This is a genomic window from Salinimonas iocasae (assembly GCF_006228385.1).
GTDB lineage: Bacteria > Pseudomonadota > Gammaproteobacteria > Enterobacterales > Alteromonadaceae > Alteromonas > Alteromonas iocasae.
In genome coordinates this window covers 281,953-298,420 of record NZ_CP039852.1, presented here as the reverse complement: position 1 = coordinate 298,420, position 16,468 = coordinate 281,953, and the positions used below count along the sequence as shown (strand labels likewise).

The 16,468-nt window shown below is 45.4% G+C and carries 16 protein-coding genes and 1 tRNA gene; 8 read left to right on the top strand and 9 right to left on the bottom strand.

Going from position 1 to position 16,468, the window contains the following annotated elements; translation table 11 throughout:
* Positions 1 to 123: 123 nt before the first annotated feature.
* Complete coding sequence (locus FBQ74_RS01255; protein ID WP_139754946.1) at positions 124 to 345, top strand: hypothetical protein; 222 nt, start codon at positions 124 to 126, stop codon at positions 343 to 345.
* Positions 346 to 519: 174 nt separating this feature from the next.
* On the opposite strand, the gene FBQ74_RS01250 is transcribed toward FBQ74_RS01255, so the two are convergent.
* The 8 genes from FBQ74_RS01250 to mutY form a co-directional block, all read right to left on the bottom strand.
* Entirely contained in the window at positions 520 to 762 is a 243-nt protein-coding gene (locus tag FBQ74_RS01250) for a hypothetical protein (RefSeq protein WP_139754945.1), read from the bottom strand.
* A 14-nt stretch (positions 763 to 776) separates the two neighbouring features.
* A complete protein-coding gene (locus FBQ74_RS01245) occupies positions 777 to 977 on the bottom strand; it encodes a hypothetical protein (RefSeq protein WP_139754944.1) in 201 nt (66 codons plus the stop codon).
* A gap of 8 nt (positions 978 to 985) precedes the next feature.
* The gene (locus FBQ74_RS01240; RefSeq protein ID WP_139754943.1) at positions 986 to 2,056 is read right to left on the bottom strand and encodes a tyrosine-type recombinase/integrase; all 1,071 of its coding nucleotides are present in this window, start codon (positions 2,054 to 2,056) and stop codon (positions 986 to 988) included.
* Between the two features lie 150 nt (positions 2,057 to 2,206).
* Positions 2,207 to 4,714, bottom strand: a complete 2,508-nt coding sequence (locus FBQ74_RS01235; protein ID WP_139754942.1) for a DUF5906 domain-containing protein — start codon at positions 4,712 to 4,714, stop codon at positions 2,207 to 2,209.
* Positions 4,715 to 4,801: 87 nt separating this feature from the next.
* Positions 4,802 to 5,608, bottom strand: coding sequence for a hypothetical protein (locus tag FBQ74_RS01230; protein WP_139754941.1), 807 nt, complete (start codon positions 5,606 to 5,608; stop codon positions 4,802 to 4,804).
* Positions 5,609 to 6,048: 440 nt separating this feature from the next.
* Positions 6,049 to 6,124 (bottom strand) — tRNA-Phe (locus FBQ74_RS01225).
* 138 nt (positions 6,125 to 6,262) lie between these two features.
* Complete coding sequence (locus tag FBQ74_RS01220) at positions 6,263 to 6,535, bottom strand: oxidative damage protection protein (RefSeq protein ID WP_139754940.1); 273 nt, start codon at positions 6,533 to 6,535, stop codon at positions 6,263 to 6,265.
* Positions 6,536 to 6,564: 29 nt separating this feature from the next.
* Positions 6,565 to 7,608, bottom strand: a complete 1,044-nt coding sequence (gene mutY, locus FBQ74_RS01215) for an A/G-specific adenine glycosylase (RefSeq protein ID WP_139754939.1) — start codon at positions 7,606 to 7,608, stop codon at positions 6,565 to 6,567.
* A gap of 83 nt (positions 7,609 to 7,691) precedes the next feature.
* On the opposite strand from mutY, the gene FBQ74_RS01210 reads away from it, so the two are divergent.
* The 6 genes from FBQ74_RS01210 (at position 7,692) to arcA (ending at position 14,438) form a co-directional block, all read left to right on the top strand.
* Positions 7,692 to 8,399 carry an alpha/beta fold hydrolase gene (locus FBQ74_RS01210; protein WP_139754938.1) on the top strand — a complete coding sequence of 236 codons (708 nt, stop codon included), beginning with the start codon at positions 7,692 to 7,694 and terminating at the stop codon, positions 8,397 to 8,399.
* A 92-nt stretch (positions 8,400 to 8,491) separates the two neighbouring features.
* A complete protein-coding gene (trmB, locus tag FBQ74_RS01205; protein ID WP_139754937.1) occupies positions 8,492 to 9,211 on the top strand; it encodes a tRNA (guanosine(46)-N7)-methyltransferase TrmB in 720 nt (239 codons plus the stop codon).
* Positions 9,211 to 10,293, top strand: coding sequence for a class I SAM-dependent methyltransferase (locus FBQ74_RS01200; protein ID WP_139754936.1), 1,083 nt, complete (start codon positions 9,211 to 9,213; stop codon positions 10,291 to 10,293). The genes trmB and FBQ74_RS01200 overlap by 1 nt, the downstream gene beginning before the upstream one ends.
* Positions 10,294 to 10,411: 118 nt before the next feature.
* Positions 10,412 to 11,839, top strand: a complete 1,428-nt coding sequence (gene glgA, locus FBQ74_RS01195) for a glycogen synthase GlgA (protein WP_139754935.1) — start codon at positions 10,412 to 10,414, stop codon at positions 11,837 to 11,839.
* Positions 11,840 to 11,941: 102 nt separating this feature from the next.
* Positions 11,942 to 13,585, top strand: a complete 1,644-nt coding sequence (locus FBQ74_RS01190; protein ID WP_139754934.1) for a sensor histidine kinase — start codon at positions 11,942 to 11,944, stop codon at positions 13,583 to 13,585.
* A gap of 145 nt (positions 13,586 to 13,730) precedes the next feature.
* On the top strand, positions 13,731 to 14,438 hold the full coding sequence (gene arcA / locus FBQ74_RS01185) for a two-component system response regulator ArcA (protein WP_139754933.1): 708 nt from the start codon (positions 13,731 to 13,733) through the stop codon (positions 14,436 to 14,438).
* 62 nt (positions 14,439 to 14,500) lie between these two features.
* Here the strand turns inward: arcA and pmbA are convergent, their stop codons facing one another.
* Positions 14,501 to 15,832 (bottom strand): metalloprotease PmbA, encoded by a 1,332-nt coding sequence (gene pmbA / locus FBQ74_RS01180; RefSeq protein WP_139754932.1) that lies wholly within the window; start codon positions 15,830 to 15,832, stop codon positions 14,501 to 14,503.
* A gap of 71 nt (positions 15,833 to 15,903) precedes the next feature.
* On the opposite strand from pmbA, the gene yjgA reads away from it, so the two are divergent.
* Positions 15,904 to 16,455 (top strand): ribosome biogenesis factor YjgA, encoded by a 552-nt coding sequence (gene yjgA, locus FBQ74_RS01175; RefSeq protein WP_139754931.1) that lies wholly within the window; start codon positions 15,904 to 15,906, stop codon positions 16,453 to 16,455.
* Positions 16,456 to 16,468 lie beyond the last annotated feature (13 nt).

Sequence of the window (16,468 nt, the reverse complement as noted above, 5' to 3'; positions counted from 1 at the left end):
AAGCCAATTAAACCTATCAAACCTAAGAAATCTTCCAAACCAAGGAAGTGCAAGAAGCCTGTTAAACCCAATAAACTGAAGTAATTTGTTGTATTGGCGGCTAGTTGGTTGGACGGTGTGTGCATGAATACATATTTGCTTTCTACCGAACAGCTTCAATGTATCGCTATTGCAATTCATGAAGATGCTAGCTCTAATCTCTGTACCGATGATGTCCGAGAAATCGCTTATCAGTGCTTGGATAATATTGCAGGATTTGAATCTTTATCGGAACAACAGCTTCAGCGGATGGTAGAATTAATTATAAATCACTACTTTAATTCAATTCGTAATATTAAAAAATAGCTTTTTTTAAAAAAAGTGATTCATGGTTAAAAAGTCGCCCCCTTTCTCCAGTTCTGTACGCACTTAAAACAACGTCCCTGTTTCCAGCTCATTACAATCCAAATCCGTAAACTTTTTTTAGTAAGCGGGATACTGAGCGCACCAAATCCTCGAACAGTATCCTTTGTAGCCCCATCAGTTTCGGTAAGTAATACCATGGTATTCAGCAGTTAGTTTTATAAATTCCATCACCAGTTTTTTATCTATCCACTCCTTCTCAAGTAACTGATACACAACCCTAAGGATCTGCTTGTGCTCCGTTAGGTTTTCCAACTGATAATAGTTAAGCTTTCTATTGAATGCATGAACCGCAATCTCTCCATCCAGGATTTCAACGTATGGTACAGTAGCAATAATTCCGATTTCTTCAGTATTCATGTTTATCGCTTCCTTTAGCTTTTATAAATCAGAGAAGCCATCAAATCCCCCCTTCCCACAAGTGCGCCACTCATTCGGTGCGTCGTATTGCTTTTAGGGTTATAGAATCCAAGCGGGGTTCCACAAGGTAAATGAATCTGCTTTTTCCCATCTGGATACACATCTAACCAAGCTAGTGCTTCACCATTTGGTTTTTGCAATAACATTCGTGCCATTTATCACCTCATGCTGCATCGTTAATAGAATCAAGTACGTTTTTCATCTTGGTAGCCACTTGCTTTTGCTCATGGTGTGCATAACGCAAGGTGGTAGATAAGTTGCGATGACCCAATACCATCGCAACTTCCTGAATGGTTAATCCGTTTTGCACCAATCGGCTTGCACAGGTATGGCGAAAATCATGTACTTTAAAATTTTCTATACCCGCGTTATCGATAGCTTTACGAATAGATATGGTAGCGTGTTGCCGGGGCTGGTTACCTGATTTATCAGTAAACACCCACTTATCTTGCGCTCTGTTGTCGTAACGTCTTTTAAGCACTTGATACACGCGATTACTCATTAACAAAGTGGATTCATTGTTAGTTTTGGTTCTTACCAAATGAATTGTTCTGCTTTGCAAATCAACCTGTTTAAAGCACATCTGAGCTATTTCAGAGTAACGAGCACCTGTGTCCAACAAACATATAACTAAATCATAATTATCCTGCCGTTGTTGTAGTAGCTGGGTACGATCTTCCATTGGGGTAACGGAACTACAATAATCAGGGTTGTTGGGTTCGAGTTCCTTTAATAAGCGCTTTTCTTCATCTGGTGTTAAACATCGGATGCGCTTGTTGTCCACTTTTAACTTGGGAAACTCAATTTCACCTACTCGATACCCCAACCGTTTAGCATAACTAACGCACCCTCTAAGCTGGATAATGCTGTGTTCGATCGTTTGTGCAGCTTTACCTTCTGCTTTGCGTTTATTAACAAACATCTCAACATCACGGGTTGTTAGTTCATGCACCGGTTTATCGGTAAAATAACGTTTTACGGTACGAACCTTTGATTTCACATCATCTAGTGTTTTCATTCCTGATTTGCTGGTTACAAACAGATCAATTGCGTTATACAGCGATATTTCTTCACTTTTTTCATGCTGCTGGTTATCAAGCAGTTCATTTCTCCACTTACGTTCAAGCTCCATTGCTTTTGCTTTATTCTTCGTTTTTGCACTACGTTGATACTTCTTTCCACTAAACTGGAAACGTATTTGGTAAAAACCATTTTTCTGTTTTAAAACGGACATCTTTGACTCCTTCTCACCGCAGATACCGTCCAACACCCCACGGATTAGCTCAACGGGTTAGGTGGTGAGATAAAAAATAACTGTTATCAAAAATTTTTTGCGGATAGGGGATGCAGTGTTTTTTTTAAATCACCGCTATCCAATTATTTTTCACTCATCCATCAAATCTTGGTGGGATGGATTTTGGGTCACGTATTCATCACTAAACGGCTTTTCGTTAATGATGCGTTTTCCTCTGATGTGTTCATGATCGATAACAAAATAATGTTTTCTTTCTACACAGCTTAATGAATCGAGTACCCAACCACGATTGGTAGTAGGTTTACCGTTTAAATCTATAACTTTTACCGTTCTAAATTTAATGTGGGGGTGCCGCAGGGTGAGTTCGTTTTCTAAACGGCTATCAAACGATGATTTAACCATCGGTCTGCCGTAACCGTTTTCTACACATAGCAACTGATAGAGTTCGTACACTTCCTTGCCATTGATGAACTCGAACTGTGGTTGATCAAAAACCAGATCTACTATTTCTTCAAATGGTCCGGCTTGGGCTTTCAACAGTGCTTGGTAATCTTTACCGTGTAATGCAACAGGTGGCGTTTCCATATCTTCCACAAGTGGGATAATCGAACCAAGCCAGCACGCTACCTGCTCTTTGTTTTCAAGGTGTTTTTTATTCCGCTCCCACCATTCAATAGCATCATCACGCTTCAAAGATTTAACAATCATCACATGGTCAATAATTGAACGGGTTACTTTAAGAATCGAAAAGCGTCTATCGGATTGGTCCCGACCTAAACGCACTGCTCCTAATGCACCGTTACCACCTACCACATAAAGTGATACGTTATCCGCATCATATTGCCGTCCATATTTTTCGTTCACCATCACCGTTCGTTGTCCAATAATGGCTTTTAAATGGTTTTTATCGGCTTTATCCCATACCGACTCTTCAAGTGAAACGGCCACTTTACCTGCTACCACACCATTGAAGTTTTTCATCGCATCTTGTTGCACTGCAATAACCTGATGCTTTCCAAATATGGTCGCTAGCAAGGTGGTCACAAACGAGGTTTTACCTGCGCCACCTTGCCCATAAATCACTAAACATGGCAGTGAATAATCTTCCGGGTGCAGGTACTTCCACGCTACTACCTCTTTAATGTGATCGATGTTTTCCTGCTTTGTATCACCTAAAGATCGTATAAAAATATCAAAAATTTCGTGGTACTCACCTTTACTTGGCTGCACCCAATGGTCTTTTCTAAATTTGTTTAAAACATAGTTGGGTTGTGGTTTTGCAGATATACATACGGTTTTACGTAATGCTCCACGCTCTTCAAGTTTCATCATTAAAAGCTGTTTACCCCCTGCATCTGAAATAAACGGATAATGGTTTAGAAAAGCAGGAATCTTGTAATCTAGCCACGTACCTTGGTCAGGTTTGTATTCCAACAATTTATCTACATCTGCAACGTAGTACAGCTCGATGTTATCCAGCAGGTGGTTTAACCGGTTATTCGCTTCATTTTCAGCTTTTAACACTGCTTCCTTTTTATCTAGCAGGCTATTGTAGAGCGATTCGAATTCCTCTTTTTCTTCACGTTCATCATCGCTTAAATCATTACGTTCTAGGTACTTTTCCAGCTGCTGTTTAGCTTTCTCAAGTTTTCTATTGAGGTTGTTCAGTTGCTTCTTTGCCTTCTTCGCTAACCCCGGAATCTTAATACCTAATTCATTCAGGAGATGGATAAGTGTACCGGTTTGTAGTTGCTTCAGTTGTTGTGAATACCACCACTGAGATTCAACTGCGCGGTTTGAGTACGCGGGTTTTAAAGTTGGTGCAACTTCCAAAAAATCGTGTAAAGAAAAACCACTGTTATGCATGCTCGCTGCTAGCTTGTAAAACGTGTCGTACTCGATACGCCCTACGTTTTTAAGCTCACGTATGATTAATTCGCGTACTTGCGGTGTCAACGGTTCGTTCTCATCATCTGATCTAACGGAAGGTATTGGTATATCTTCATCAGGTGCAAACTGCATCACATCAAACAATTCACCATGCACTTTTTCAATAAATGCATATTGTTGTCGTTCAAGAGGTACAGAAGGAAGTAAAAACGCTCTACTCGCTCCAAACGTGCAAGGGTCAGGGTTTGGCAAAAACGCCATTAATTTATTTTTGCGACGTCTTATTTCTTCATGGGGTACGGGGGTTATAAGTGGTAGATAAACTCGAACTTTAACCACATCATCAACCATATGGTTGTGGCTGGATGCAACTACACATTCATATTCGCTAAAGAACTCCACGATTTCATCTACTGAGGCTCCATCATCGATATCGATAACCAACATAGTGTATTCAGTAACGTTTTCAGCGCAGCGTCTTAAAACTAGATCACCTGACTCATCGGTTTCTCTTTCAATTATCTCTGCTTTTTCATCACTACAAGAAAAAAATCCACAGGGAATTACTGCAATACCATCTTTAGTATCTCGAACATCGTGTTCATTTAGCAATTCTTGTTTAAATTCCGACCATGTTACTTGTTGAACCTTATCTGTCGTGATTTGGTTATCATATATCGACCTTACAATCGCAATGGTCAGCGGGTGGGTATCATGTTTAGCTTGAGGACTATTAAATAATTTCATAACGACTCCGTAAATAAATTGAGCCATCATGATGAATGGTTAAGTGTGGTTGCTATATCCCCCCAGCTAGCTGGGGGATTGACATTACTACAGGAGTGTGGGTTTAAACTCATCATAGATTTCTTCTACCCACCGTTCGTACATTTGCTTTGAGATTTTTGCGTAATCTATCGACGGATCTACCTGTAACGTTTTCTCCACTACAGCGCTATCCAGCTGTTCACTTACAAGTGGTTTAATCTTTGATATGCATTGCTTAATAGTTAAGTGTCGCTCTTTGGTTAAAGTATCCTTCGCAATGCGTTGTACGATTTTTTTTCGTTCAACGTTGAAAGGTTCAGCATCTTCCTTTAACGCTCTACTTTGCAGATTGGTTTTGTTGGAATGTTTCTTTCTCTGTATATCAAATTCACTGTTAAGTAATGTTAAAACGCGAATCAAAGGTAACTGGTAGTAGAGCGATTCAATACCTTTCCAGAACTCAGATTCAGCTTCTCCTAGCCCCTTCTTTCTTAACCCGATCAGAACCCAAATTACCGATGGAATATATGCATCAGCTAATGAATGCACAATCTGACCATCCACAGAAAATTTTGTTCTATTTTTGTTGTTAATGAGCTCCGTACCTGAGCGTTGCATTACTTCGATATCACTAGCCATATTGTTACCACTGCAAAAAACAGATACTAACAACGTGTTCACAGAAATATTGGGTTCGATTGCGTTATGTTTAATCTTCAGTAGTACACTCTCAACATCTTCTATAGAGCTATGAATTAACTCATCAATGCAGTGTTCCAGCATCTGAAGTAATTGGTTATCGCTCACACACTCGAACAACCACCCATCCATATGATTATCAACTAAACGCGCGATCTCTTCGTGTATATCCATTCAAATAATCCAATAATGAAATTTTGAAAATCGTATGATGATCATTAAGATACATGAGTAATTTACTTAACTTGAATTATTTTTTTATCCAATACACCCAACACCTCTAAACACGCAGGATGCAGAAGGATAATTGGATTATTTTTCTTTAGATTGTTATCTACGTAGCGGTATATCAACAGTTGCAGCTCTGCACAGAACATATGATGGGATTGGTGCTAGAAAATTGCATAGTTTTTTGCACTACGGATAGCGTGCACCCTTATTGCTTAACACCACTATTTACGTGGGATTGAACGCGGTATGCAACCCTGAAAAAGTATGGTGATATTTTAAGGGTTAGCAGAAATTGGGAAGAAACGGTTGGATTTGAATCGCCGCATAATATGCTGATATAAAAGAAAAAACCCCGACCATTTCTGATCAGGGTTTCTTAAGAATGGTGCCCAGAGGCGGAATCGAACCACCGACACGAGGATTTTCAATCCACTGCTCTACCGACTGAGCTATCTGGGCAAAACTGGTTAGCGTTTTGGCGTTAACTGACTCTCTCGCTGTGGGTGCGTATTAAACGGATTTCCGCGTTCCAAGTCAACACCTTTTTTGAAAACTTTGTCTGTTTGCACAGACTTTGCACAAAATGCGCTTTTTTGCTTATTTTTCAGGCGGAACATACCCTTCAATTGTTGGTTCCTGCCCTTCAAACAAATAAGCAACCATTTGCTCTTCAAGGAACTTACGTGCATTAGGTTCCATCATATTCAGCTTGTTCTCATTTATCAACATCGTCTGCTTTTTCTGCCACTCGGCCCAGGCCTCTTTAGAGATATTGTCATAAATACGCTTACCCAGTTCACCAGGGTATAGCTGAAAATCCAGGCCTTCTGCGTCTTTTTCCAGTCGCTGGCAATATACGGTTCTGCTCATAATAGTTCCTTACTGGCTGCAAGTGTGACTTACAACATGGTTTGAATTTGGCTGATAATCTTTTTAGTCGGGGCGGCCAGCCCAACTTCAATGGGTTCATGTAATGGAAACCATTTTACCTGACGCGCTTCATCGACCTTGCGCGTTTTTGCTGCCGCACCGATAATTACAAACGGTGATATATCCAGATGAAAGTGACTGAAAGTGTGCCTGAATTCTGGCAGGGCTTCTATCTGATAATCATCTACTCCCAGCTCTGCAGCTACCTGTTGATGATGGCTTTCGCTTTCCACTAATCCATATAAGCCACCCCACAGGCCCTGTGATGGCCGCTGAACCAGCATAACTGCCGGTCCGTTAAGCACGGCAAACATATTGGTTGTTTTTACCGGTAATACTTTTTTAGGTTTTTTACCCGGAAACTCTGCCTGCCTGCCCTGTGCGTACGCCAGGCAGTTATCCTGTAGCGGGCAGTGATCGCAATCGGGTTTGCTGCGCGTGCAAATCATCGCCCCTAAGTCCATCATCGCCTGCGTATAGTGGTTGCATCGCTTAGCTGGCGTATTGCGCTGCGCATAATCCCACAAGGTATTTTCTACCGGTTTTTTGCCCGGCCACCCCTCCACCGCGTAATAACGAGCCAGAACACGCTTTACATTGCCATCAAGAATAGGGTGCTCCTGCCCGCACGCCAGTGAAAGTACCGCACCTGCCGTCGAACGTCCTATCCCCGGTAGCGCCATTACCTCGTCAAGCGTTGTCGGAAACTCGCCGCCGTGATTATCCACTATAGCCTGCGCGGCTTTATGCAGATTACGGGCTCGTGCATAGTAGCCCAGCCCCGTCCAGTGATGCAGTACCTCATCCTGACCAGCTGCTGCCAGCGCCTGAACATCCGGAAAGCTTTCCATAAAGCGGGTAAAGTACGGAATAACGGTGGTTACCTGGGTTTGTTGCAACATAATTTCCGATACCCAGACTTTGTAGGGCGTTACCTGTTGCTGCCAGGGCAGATGTTTGCGTCCGTGTAAATCAAACCAGGCCAGTACCTTGTCGGCAAACGATGAGCTCATGAATCGCAAAACCTGTATCACTGAAGTAAAGAAGCGGTATGATACCATGCCTGCATAAACAGTTAACAAGAACGGAGTAAGCGGTGTTTAACGAGCCGGTTTTATTTTTACCCGGAACCCTTTGTGATGAGCGCGTTTGGTTACCGGTCTGGAAACAGCTGTCGCTGGCCCAGCGCCGCTACGTGCCGCTGCAATGGGCGACCTCCCTTGATGATATGCTAGCACTCACTGCGGATCGCGTACTGCCTGATGAGAAGGTGCATCTTGTCGGGTATTCAATGGGTGGATACATTGCCAGCAAATGGGCATTACAAAACCCGTCCAGTGTCGCCTCGCTAACTCTTATCGGTTATAACCCTCAGGGGCTGGGCGTTGAAGAACTCAAGCGCCGCAAGCAGTTGCTCACCTTCCTGAAAAATGGCCCCTTTACGCCACGCAGTGCTAAATATCTGCAAAAGTTTGTGCATCCTGATGCACTATCCCGTGATGATGTCGCCGGTGTTGTCGCCGACATGGGCGAAGATTTGGGCAAAGGTACGCTATTAGCACATACCCATGCCACCACGCCGCGAGAAGACCTGGTTGCAGATTTACGCAATGCGCCTTTTCGCACTCACATGCTGGCGGCAAAGCAGGATATGATTGCACCTTTTGAGGTTGTCAGCGCTGTTGCTGCACAGCTTAACGACTGCACGCTTTATCCCATTGAAAATGCCGGCCATATGATGCTGCTGGAAAAACCTGCGGATACAGCCTCTGCGCTGCAACACATTTTGCACAAATCGGTGTAAAATACTCTCGCGCCCGGCGAATTAATTGCAAAGTTGCAATTTGGCTGGATAATGCGCGCCATCTTATATATTAACCGTTGTTGGGTGCGGATATGGGTCAGTATAAAAGTCAGGAAGAAGCAGAAGCGGCTGGTGTTTACGTCAGCAAAGTAAAAAGTTTTGTTAAGCGTGAAGGCAGAACCACCAAAGCACAGGCCAGAGCGCTTGAGGAATTCTGGCCGACGATGGGCATCGAGTATACCGGTGAGCCCGTTGATCTAAAGCAGGTATTCGGACGCGATGCACCAGTAGTGCTGGAAATCGGCTTTGGTATGGGTAAATCTCTGGTAGAGATGGCTGCCAATGCGCCGGATATGAATTTTATCGGGATTGAAGTACATCGCCCCGGCGTCGGCGCCTGTTTGTCAGAAGCCGGCGAACAGGGCCTGACCAATCTGCGAGTGATGGAGCATGATGCGGTAGAAGTATTCAATAACATGCTGCCTGATAGCAGTCTGTCGCGAATTCAGCTTTATTTTCCAGACCCGTGGCATAAAAAGCGTCACCATAAGCGCCGTATTGTACAGCCAGAGTTTGCCCAAACTGTGCGAAGTAAGCTGGCTATTGGCGGACATTTTCACATGGCGACCGACTGGGAAAACTATGCTGAGCATATGGCCGAGGTAATGAACAGTGCTGCCGGCTACAAAAATACGGCTGATGAAGGCAATTATGTACCCCGCCCTGATTACCGCCCTATCACCAAATTTGAGACCCGCGGACAGAAGCTGGGTCATGGGGTATGGGATTTAATTTACGAACGGATTAGCTAATGTTATCTGCACAAAGCCAGTTGCTGGAGCGCAACCTTTCCCTGTTTGATGATGGTCAGTGGTTAATTATCAATCCGACAGATGCGTATTTCTGCGATTTGATTGCTGATAAAGAAACCGACATTCTGCATCAGTATTTTGACATCTTTTCGGAAAGCGCCAAGGTGATTCAGTCTCACGAATTAGATAGCCGCGATGTGGCTTCTAAGACTACAGGTTTTTCGATAGAGCAGAAAGTAAGCAAGCACTTACATACTTTCTCACCATTTGTAGATACGACCAAATCATACTCGCACGTCCTGATTTACTTACCCAAATCTAAGGCACACCTGGCTATGTTGTTGCAGATGGCCAGTGCGGTGTTACCCGCCGACGGACAAATTTATCTGGTCGGTGAGAACAAGGGCGGCATTAAAAGCGCGGGGAAACTGGCAGAAAAATACGGCACTGTCAGCAAGATTGATTCTGCCCGCCATTGCAGCCTGATTAACATTCATGTTGAGCAGCGCGGCGAATTTAACATTGACCAGTGGCTTGATGCCCAGACATACGAATTAGACGGGTGCGAGTGGGAAGTGACCTCCATGCCGGGGGTTTTCAGTTATAAAGAACTGGATACCGGCACCCGGTTATTGCTGGAAAAGCTTCCTTCAAACCTGCGCGGCGATATTCTGGATTTCGCCTGTGGTGCCGGTGTTATCGGTGCGAATTTGCTGAAGCAGTACCCGCATCTGTCACTGACCATGCTGGATGTTAACGCGCTGGCACTGTTCTGTGCTGCCCGAACACTGCATGCTAACGATCAGGTTGCTACGTTAATTGCGGCAAACGGCCTACACGGTGTTAATGACAAATTTCAGCATATTGTGACTAACCCACCCTTTCATACCGGGGTTAAAACCGATTACAGCATCACCCGGCGTTTTATCACAGACGCCAAGCGGGTATTAACTACCCGGGGCAGTATGTACATGGTTGCAAACCGCTTTTTGCCTTATCCGGGGCTGCTCTCAGACACTTTCGGGCAGGTGCGGACACTGGCACAAACTTCACAATTCTCGGTCTATCTTGCGCTGGTCTGATAGCCGCAGGGGACCGGGTGTGTTAGATTTTTATCATGACAAAACAGGCCGCTGATTGTGTTATCAGTATTCGGTGATTTTGGTGGCACCATCCTGCCAAAACATGGAGTGAAGCCAGGTGAACATTGTATTTGCAATATCAGAAGTAGAAGAGCTGGTTAAAACCGGTGGGCTTGCCGACGTTGGCAAGGCGCTGCCTCTCGCCCTAAAAGCATCAGGTCATAACGTGAGTATCGTTATGCCCTATTACAAAGCGATAGCCGAAGAATACAAGCTGGCTGAGTCGCTGCCACAGCAAACCCTGTTTGCAGAAAGTCAGGTGTATCACTTCAAAGTCCGGCAGCTTAGCTGGAATGACATCACCATTCACTTTATCGATTACCCTGAATACTTTGACCGTGACGGTCTTTACAGCAATGCCTACGAAGCCTATCAGGATAATGGCGAACGCTTCAGTTTCTTCTGCGGCGCTGCACTGATGGCTATCCAGTCACTGGCACTGGAACCGGACGTGGTGCATTGTCATGACTGGCATACCGCGATGCTGCCCTTTATGTTGCGCAGCGATAAAAGTGGCTATTTCGACAATACGCGCACTGTCTTTACGATACACAACGCCGCTTTCCAGGGGGTCAACAAGCTAGATGACATTCCGTTTTTACGTCATCATCCGGCGATATTAAGCCAGGTACATGGCGGGTATATCAACATGCTGCAAACCGGCATTGAGTATGCGGATAAAATTACCACGGTTAGCCCGAACTACGCGCAGGAGCTGCTGACCAATCTGGGCAGTCACGGTCTGCACGACAGACTGGTTGGCCGCCAGCAGGATTTGGTCGGCATTTTAAATGGTTGCGACTATGGGCAATGGAATCCGGCCACCGATAGTTACCTGCCGGAAAATTTTGATAGCGAAAACCTGCTGCCGAAGTCTCGCTGCAAAGCGGCGCTTCAAAAGGTTGCGGGTTTACCTGAAAAAGACCACGTTCCTGTGCTGGGGATGGTGTGCCGCTTAACAGAGCAAAAAGGCTTCGGCTATCTGCTACCTGTTCTGAATGACCTGATGGATCATAATATTCAGTTAGTCATCGTGGGTACCGGTGATCCATCAGTGTGTATGGATCTCAATGAGTATGCACACAACCACCCTGACCAGTTTGCATTTATTAACGGCTTCAGTACTGAGCATGCTCATCTTGTGGAAGCCGGCGCTGATTTCTTTCTAATGCCTTCCCAATTTGAGCCGTGTGGTTTAAACCAGATGTATAGCCTGGCCTATGGCACCATTCCAGTTGTCAGGGCGGTCGGTGGATTAAAAGACACCGTTTATGATCCAATAAATTATGGTGACAATGCCACCGGCTTCGTGTTTTACGAGCCTACGCCTGACGCCTTATTATCCTGCATACGCCGGGCCCTGCTGTTTTATTATGAACATCCCGAGCGCTTTCGATCTATGCAGGTTCGCGGTATGCAAACACGCTTTACCTGGCAAACAGCAGCTGACGAATATAGTAAATTGTATCAGGCACTTATACAGTAGAATCCCGCGCACTTTCCAGGGTGCGCGCTTTCTTTTTCAGACATATTGCGCCACTATAGATATATTCGTTGCTTTGCACTCAGACGCGGTTAAACAACAAGAATGACAGCCACATCGGCACGGCTTTCCATACGCAGTTTGTTTCTGTGGGTAATCATGGCGATTGCCACTATTACTCTGGTTCTGGCAACTAGCTTATCGTTGTATCTGCAAATCAGCTCGTACCGGGAGGATCTTGAGGAAACCGTCGTTATGCTGGCCAATATCATCAGCGAAAATGCGGCGCAGGATATCGCCAGCGGTGATGAAAAGGCGACGATGCGCCACCTTAACAGCGCCGCACAATCTGAAATTGTCACCCACGTGCATGCCTACTGGTATAACCCGAATCGCTCTGATGATTTAAGCTTTTTGTCCAGTTATCACAAAGTGGGTGAGCCGCCCATTCAGGATCAATCGCGCCGGATACACCTACTTAAAACCCCTTCTATGGGCGATGCCACTGTTGAAGTAGCGCGCCCCGTCACCTACAACGATAATTATGTCGGATATATCTATTTAAGCGCATCTGCAGCTAAATTTAATAGTCTGGTAGGCCAGGCTATTTTGCTGAACCTGGGCGTGATGTTTGTGATGATGGTACTAACATTCATATTAGCGTTGCGGCTACAGAGCGTTATTGTCGGGCCTATTGAGTCAATGGCAGACTTTTTACAAAGAACCGCCCGGTTGCGAGACTATTCGGCGCGCACGCCCACCTCCAGCATAAATGAGCTTAATATCCTCACCGATGCGGTTAACGTATTACTGGCCCGCATGCAGGACTATGTGCAAAAGCAACACGAAGCTGAAGAACAGCATCGCCAGCTGAATGCCAGTCTTGAGGATATCGTAAGCCAGCGCACCGTAGCATTAAAAGATGCCAACCAGGAGCTGATTCAGACACTGGAAAAACTACACCAGTATCAGCGCCAGATAGTAGAGAATGAAAAAATGGCGTCGCTGGGTGACATGGTGGCGGGCGTAGCGCACGAGGTAAATACACCAATCGGCCTGGGCGTAACAGCATCAACCATGATGCTGGACCAAATTGGCGATATCCAGAAGGATTTTGAAAACAGAACGCTTAAAGCCAGCGCGCTGGACAGGTTCTTAAGCGACAGCCAGGAAAATCTGAATATTATTTACCGGAATCTGAACCGGGCTGCTGAACTGATTTCCAGTTTTAAGCAGGTTGCTGTAGATCAAACCACTGAATCCAGCCGAACTTTTTGCGTTTCACAGTTAATTAATGAGATACTACTATCGCTGAGGCCTCAGCTTAAAAAGCATCATCATAAAATCAACGTACACTGCGACCCTACCTTACACGTTGAAACAAAAGCAGGCCCGATAAACCAGATATTGATCAACCTGATTGTAAACTCCGTAGTCCACGGCTTTGACGATACAGAAAGTGGCACGATAGATATCACGGCGGATCTAATGACAGCCAGTACGCTAAAACTGGTGTATAAAGATAATGGCAAGGGAATTCCGGACGAGATACGTAAGCGTATCTTTGACCCCTTCGTTACTACCCGACGCGGGCAAGGCGGTTCGGGGCTGGGTATGCACCTGGTGTACAATCTTGTCACTCAGGGATTGAACGGGTCTATCACACTTTCCAGTGAAGAAGGAAAAGGCGTGGAATTTCTGATAGTTTTTCCTGTCGAAACAGCAAATGCCGGAAATGAAACTGAATAGTCGAGAGTCCGGACCTTGTAATTTAGTTACAAACCCTTATACCGTAGGTCAGGTTTTATTCGTAACAAACTTGAAAAGAAAGTAACGAATAATACACTTAAACCAGAATATTGCTTTAACCGATTGTAAAAGAGTGTGAAACACCATGCAGACGCCAAATGTATTAATTGTTGAAGATGAAGTGGTCACCCGTACCACCCTCAAAAGCTTGTTCGAAGCTGAAGGCTATAACGTTTTTGAAGCCGAAAATGGCGACCAAATGCATGATTTTTTCGAGAATCACTCCATCAATCTGGTCATCATGGATATTAACTTACCAGGTAAGAATGGATTGATTCTGGCCCGGGAAGTACGCGACCGTAAAAATGTTGGCTTAATTTTCTTAACCGGCAGAGATAACGATGTTGACCGTATACTGGGTCTGGAAATCGGTGCTGATGATTACCTGACCAAGCCGTTTAATCCTCGTGAGCTGACTATTCGTGCACGCAACCTGCTGTCTCGTACTACCAATACAGCGGAAGATGACGACTTACCAAGCCGTGTCAGCTTTAATGGCTGGACGCTGGACGGTGACAGTCGCTCGCTGATTTCACCTAATGGTAAAGAGTTTCGCCTGCCGCGCAGTGAATTCAGAGCATTGCATCTGTTCCTGAGCAATCCGGGCAAAATTCTTACCCGTGAACAGCTGATTATGGAAATGACCGGACGTGAGCTACGCCCGAATGACAGAACGGTTGATGTAACAATCCGTCGTATCCGTAAGCATTTTGAGTCTGAGCCGAGCGATGAGGAATTGATTGTAACCATTCACGGTGAAGGTTATCGCTTCTGCGGTTCCGTTGATGGTTAATATTCGGTACACATAAAAAAGCGCAGTATTTACTGCGCTTTTTTTTTGGCCTTAGCTAAACACTAACTTCCGGCAACCTTCATATTGTCAATAAGCACAGAGCCGGTCTGAACGCCACCGCGTACATCACGTTCTTTACCAATTGCGCGGATATTCGCAAACATGTCTTTCAGATTTCCAGCGATTGTAACCTCATGTACCGGGTACTGAATAACGCCATTTTCAACCCAGTAACCCGCTGCGCCGCGCGAATAGTCACCCGTGACGACGCTTACGCCCTGCCCCATCAGTTCTGTTACCAGTAAACCGGTGCCCATTTCTTCCAGTAACGCTTTGTCGTCATGGCCGGTATGCCCGACTACCCAGTTATGAATGCCACCAGCGTGTCCGGTGGGGGTCTTTTTCATTTTGCGCGCTGAGTAGGTGGTGTAAAGGTAATGCGCTAGTTTGCCATCTTCCACAACCTGCAGATCGCGGGTAGCAACGCCTTCGGCATCAAAGTTTGAACTGGCCAGCCCGCCTTTCAGGTGCGGCAATTCTTCAATATTCAGCCATTTCGGAAAGACCTGTGCACCCAGCTTATCAAGCAGGAAGCTGGACCGGCGATACAGATTACCGCCACTAATGGCACTGACATAGTGACCAAACAGCGAGGAGGCGACATCTTTATGCAGAAGCACAGGTACATTGGCCGTGTTTATTTTACGTGAGCCTAAACGGGATACCGTGTTATCTGCAGCCTCTTCACCTACTGAAACTGCGCTTTTCAGGCCATCCGGACGACGGCTGACGGTATACGCATAGTCACGTTGCATATCGTCATCTTCTGCGGCAATAGTCATGCAGCTTAAGCTGTAGCGACTGCTCGGGTAACCGGCGTTGATACCGTGCGTATTACCATATACCCGCATACCATGATTGGCGTTGTAATTCGCACCATCGGAATTCACTACGCGGGGGTCAAAATCCAATGCCGCGGTTTCTGCCTCAATAGCAATCTGCATAGCTCTTTGCGGGTCCAGTTCCTGCGGATGGTACAGCTCAAGGTCCGGAAACGATGTCGCCATGAGTTCTGCGTCAGCCAGACCGGTACACGGGTCTTCGCTGGTGTAGCGAGCAATATCGATGGCCTTCTCCACCGTCAGGGCTAACGCATCTTTGCTTAAATCTGCGGTTGATGCGCTGCCTTTGTGTTTACCCACATACACACTGATACCCAGTCCGCCATCGTTAGTAAACTCGACATTTTCTACTTCTTTCATTCGGGATGAAACCGCAATACCCTGCACCTTCGACATACTCGCTTCAGCCTGGGTCGCCCCTTTTGCCTTCGCCATGGTAAGTACATCATCAACAATATTTTGTATTTCCGCGATTTGCTGGTCAATTTGCATAGTCAGTTTCGCTATCCCGAAGTTGTGTGTCACAATTATAAGTATTATCAGTGTAACACTTAGAGATACCAATGAGCGACCATAAGCATCATTCACCCGAAGATTCTGACTTTGATGATATTCAGGCGGACGAATCTGAGGAGTGGGTCAGTAAAACTGAGCTAAAGCGTCAGTCGGCGCTTATGCAAAAGCGCGGTGAAGAACTTATTTTGTTGTCACCGGCTCACCTGCAAACCATTCCAATGGACGAACAGCTGGAAGAGGCCGTGATGCAGGCGCGCGCGATGAATCGCAAAAAGGAAGGCTACCGGCGCCAAATTCAGTACATTGGAAAGCTGTTGCGTCAGCGGGATGTGACGCCTATCAATGAGGCAATGGACAAACTTACTCACCAGCATCAGGAAACCAATGCGGCATTCCACGCCATGGAGAAAGCCCGTGAAGACATTATTGAGCAGGGCGACGATGCTATTCAGCCATTGCTTGAAAGCTACCCTGAAATGGACCGGCAAAAACTGCGTCAGCTACACCGACAGGTTAAAAAAGAGCGTGAAAAAAACGCGCCACCTAAAGCATACCGGGAATTGTTCCAGTATCTGAAAGCACATATGGAACCAGAATAATCACCCTGACGCT

Bases quoted from the DNA above. Each gene is read 5' to 3' on its own strand.
- FBQ74_RS01255 (WP_139754946.1), top strand. From the start codon at position 124: ATGAATACATATTTGCTTTCTACCGAACAGCTTCAATGTATCGCTATT.
- FBQ74_RS01250 (WP_139754945.1), bottom strand. From the start codon at position 762: ATGAATACTGAAGAAATCGGAATTATTGCTACTGTACCATACGTTGAA.
- FBQ74_RS01245 (WP_139754944.1), bottom strand. From the start codon at position 977: ATGGCACGAATGTTATTGCAAAAACCAAATGGTGAAGCACTAGCTTGG.
- FBQ74_RS01240 (WP_139754943.1), bottom strand. From the start codon at position 2,056: ATGTCCGTTTTAAAACAGAAAAATGGTTTTTACCAAATACGTTTCCAG.
- FBQ74_RS01235 (WP_139754942.1), bottom strand. From the start codon at position 4,714: ATGAAATTATTTAATAGTCCTCAAGCTAAACATGATACCCACCCGCTG.
- FBQ74_RS01230 (WP_139754941.1), bottom strand. From the start codon at position 5,608: ATGGATATACACGAAGAGATCGCGCGTTTAGTTGATAATCATATGGAT.
- FBQ74_RS01220 (WP_139754940.1), bottom strand. From the start codon at position 6,535: ATGAGCAGAACCGTATATTGCCAGCGACTGGAAAAAGACGCAGAAGGC.
- mutY (WP_139754939.1), bottom strand. From the start codon at position 7,608: ATGAGCTCATCGTTTGCCGACAAGGTACTGGCCTGGTTTGATTTACAC.
- trmB (WP_139754937.1), top strand. From the start codon at position 8,492: ATGGGTCAGTATAAAAGTCAGGAAGAAGCAGAAGCGGCTGGTGTTTAC.
- FBQ74_RS01200 (WP_139754936.1), top strand. From the start codon at position 9,211: ATGTTATCTGCACAAAGCCAGTTGCTGGAGCGCAACCTTTCCCTGTTT.
- FBQ74_RS01190 (WP_139754934.1), top strand. From the start codon at position 11,942: ATGACAGCCACATCGGCACGGCTTTCCATACGCAGTTTGTTTCTGTGG.
- arcA (WP_139754933.1), top strand. From the start codon at position 13,731: ATGCAGACGCCAAATGTATTAATTGTTGAAGATGAAGTGGTCACCCGT.
- pmbA (WP_139754932.1), bottom strand. From the start codon at position 15,832: ATGCAAATTGACCAGCAAATCGCGGAAATACAAAATATTGTTGATGAT.
- yjgA (WP_139754931.1), top strand. From the start codon at position 15,904: ATGAGCGACCATAAGCATCATTCACCCGAAGATTCTGACTTTGATGAT.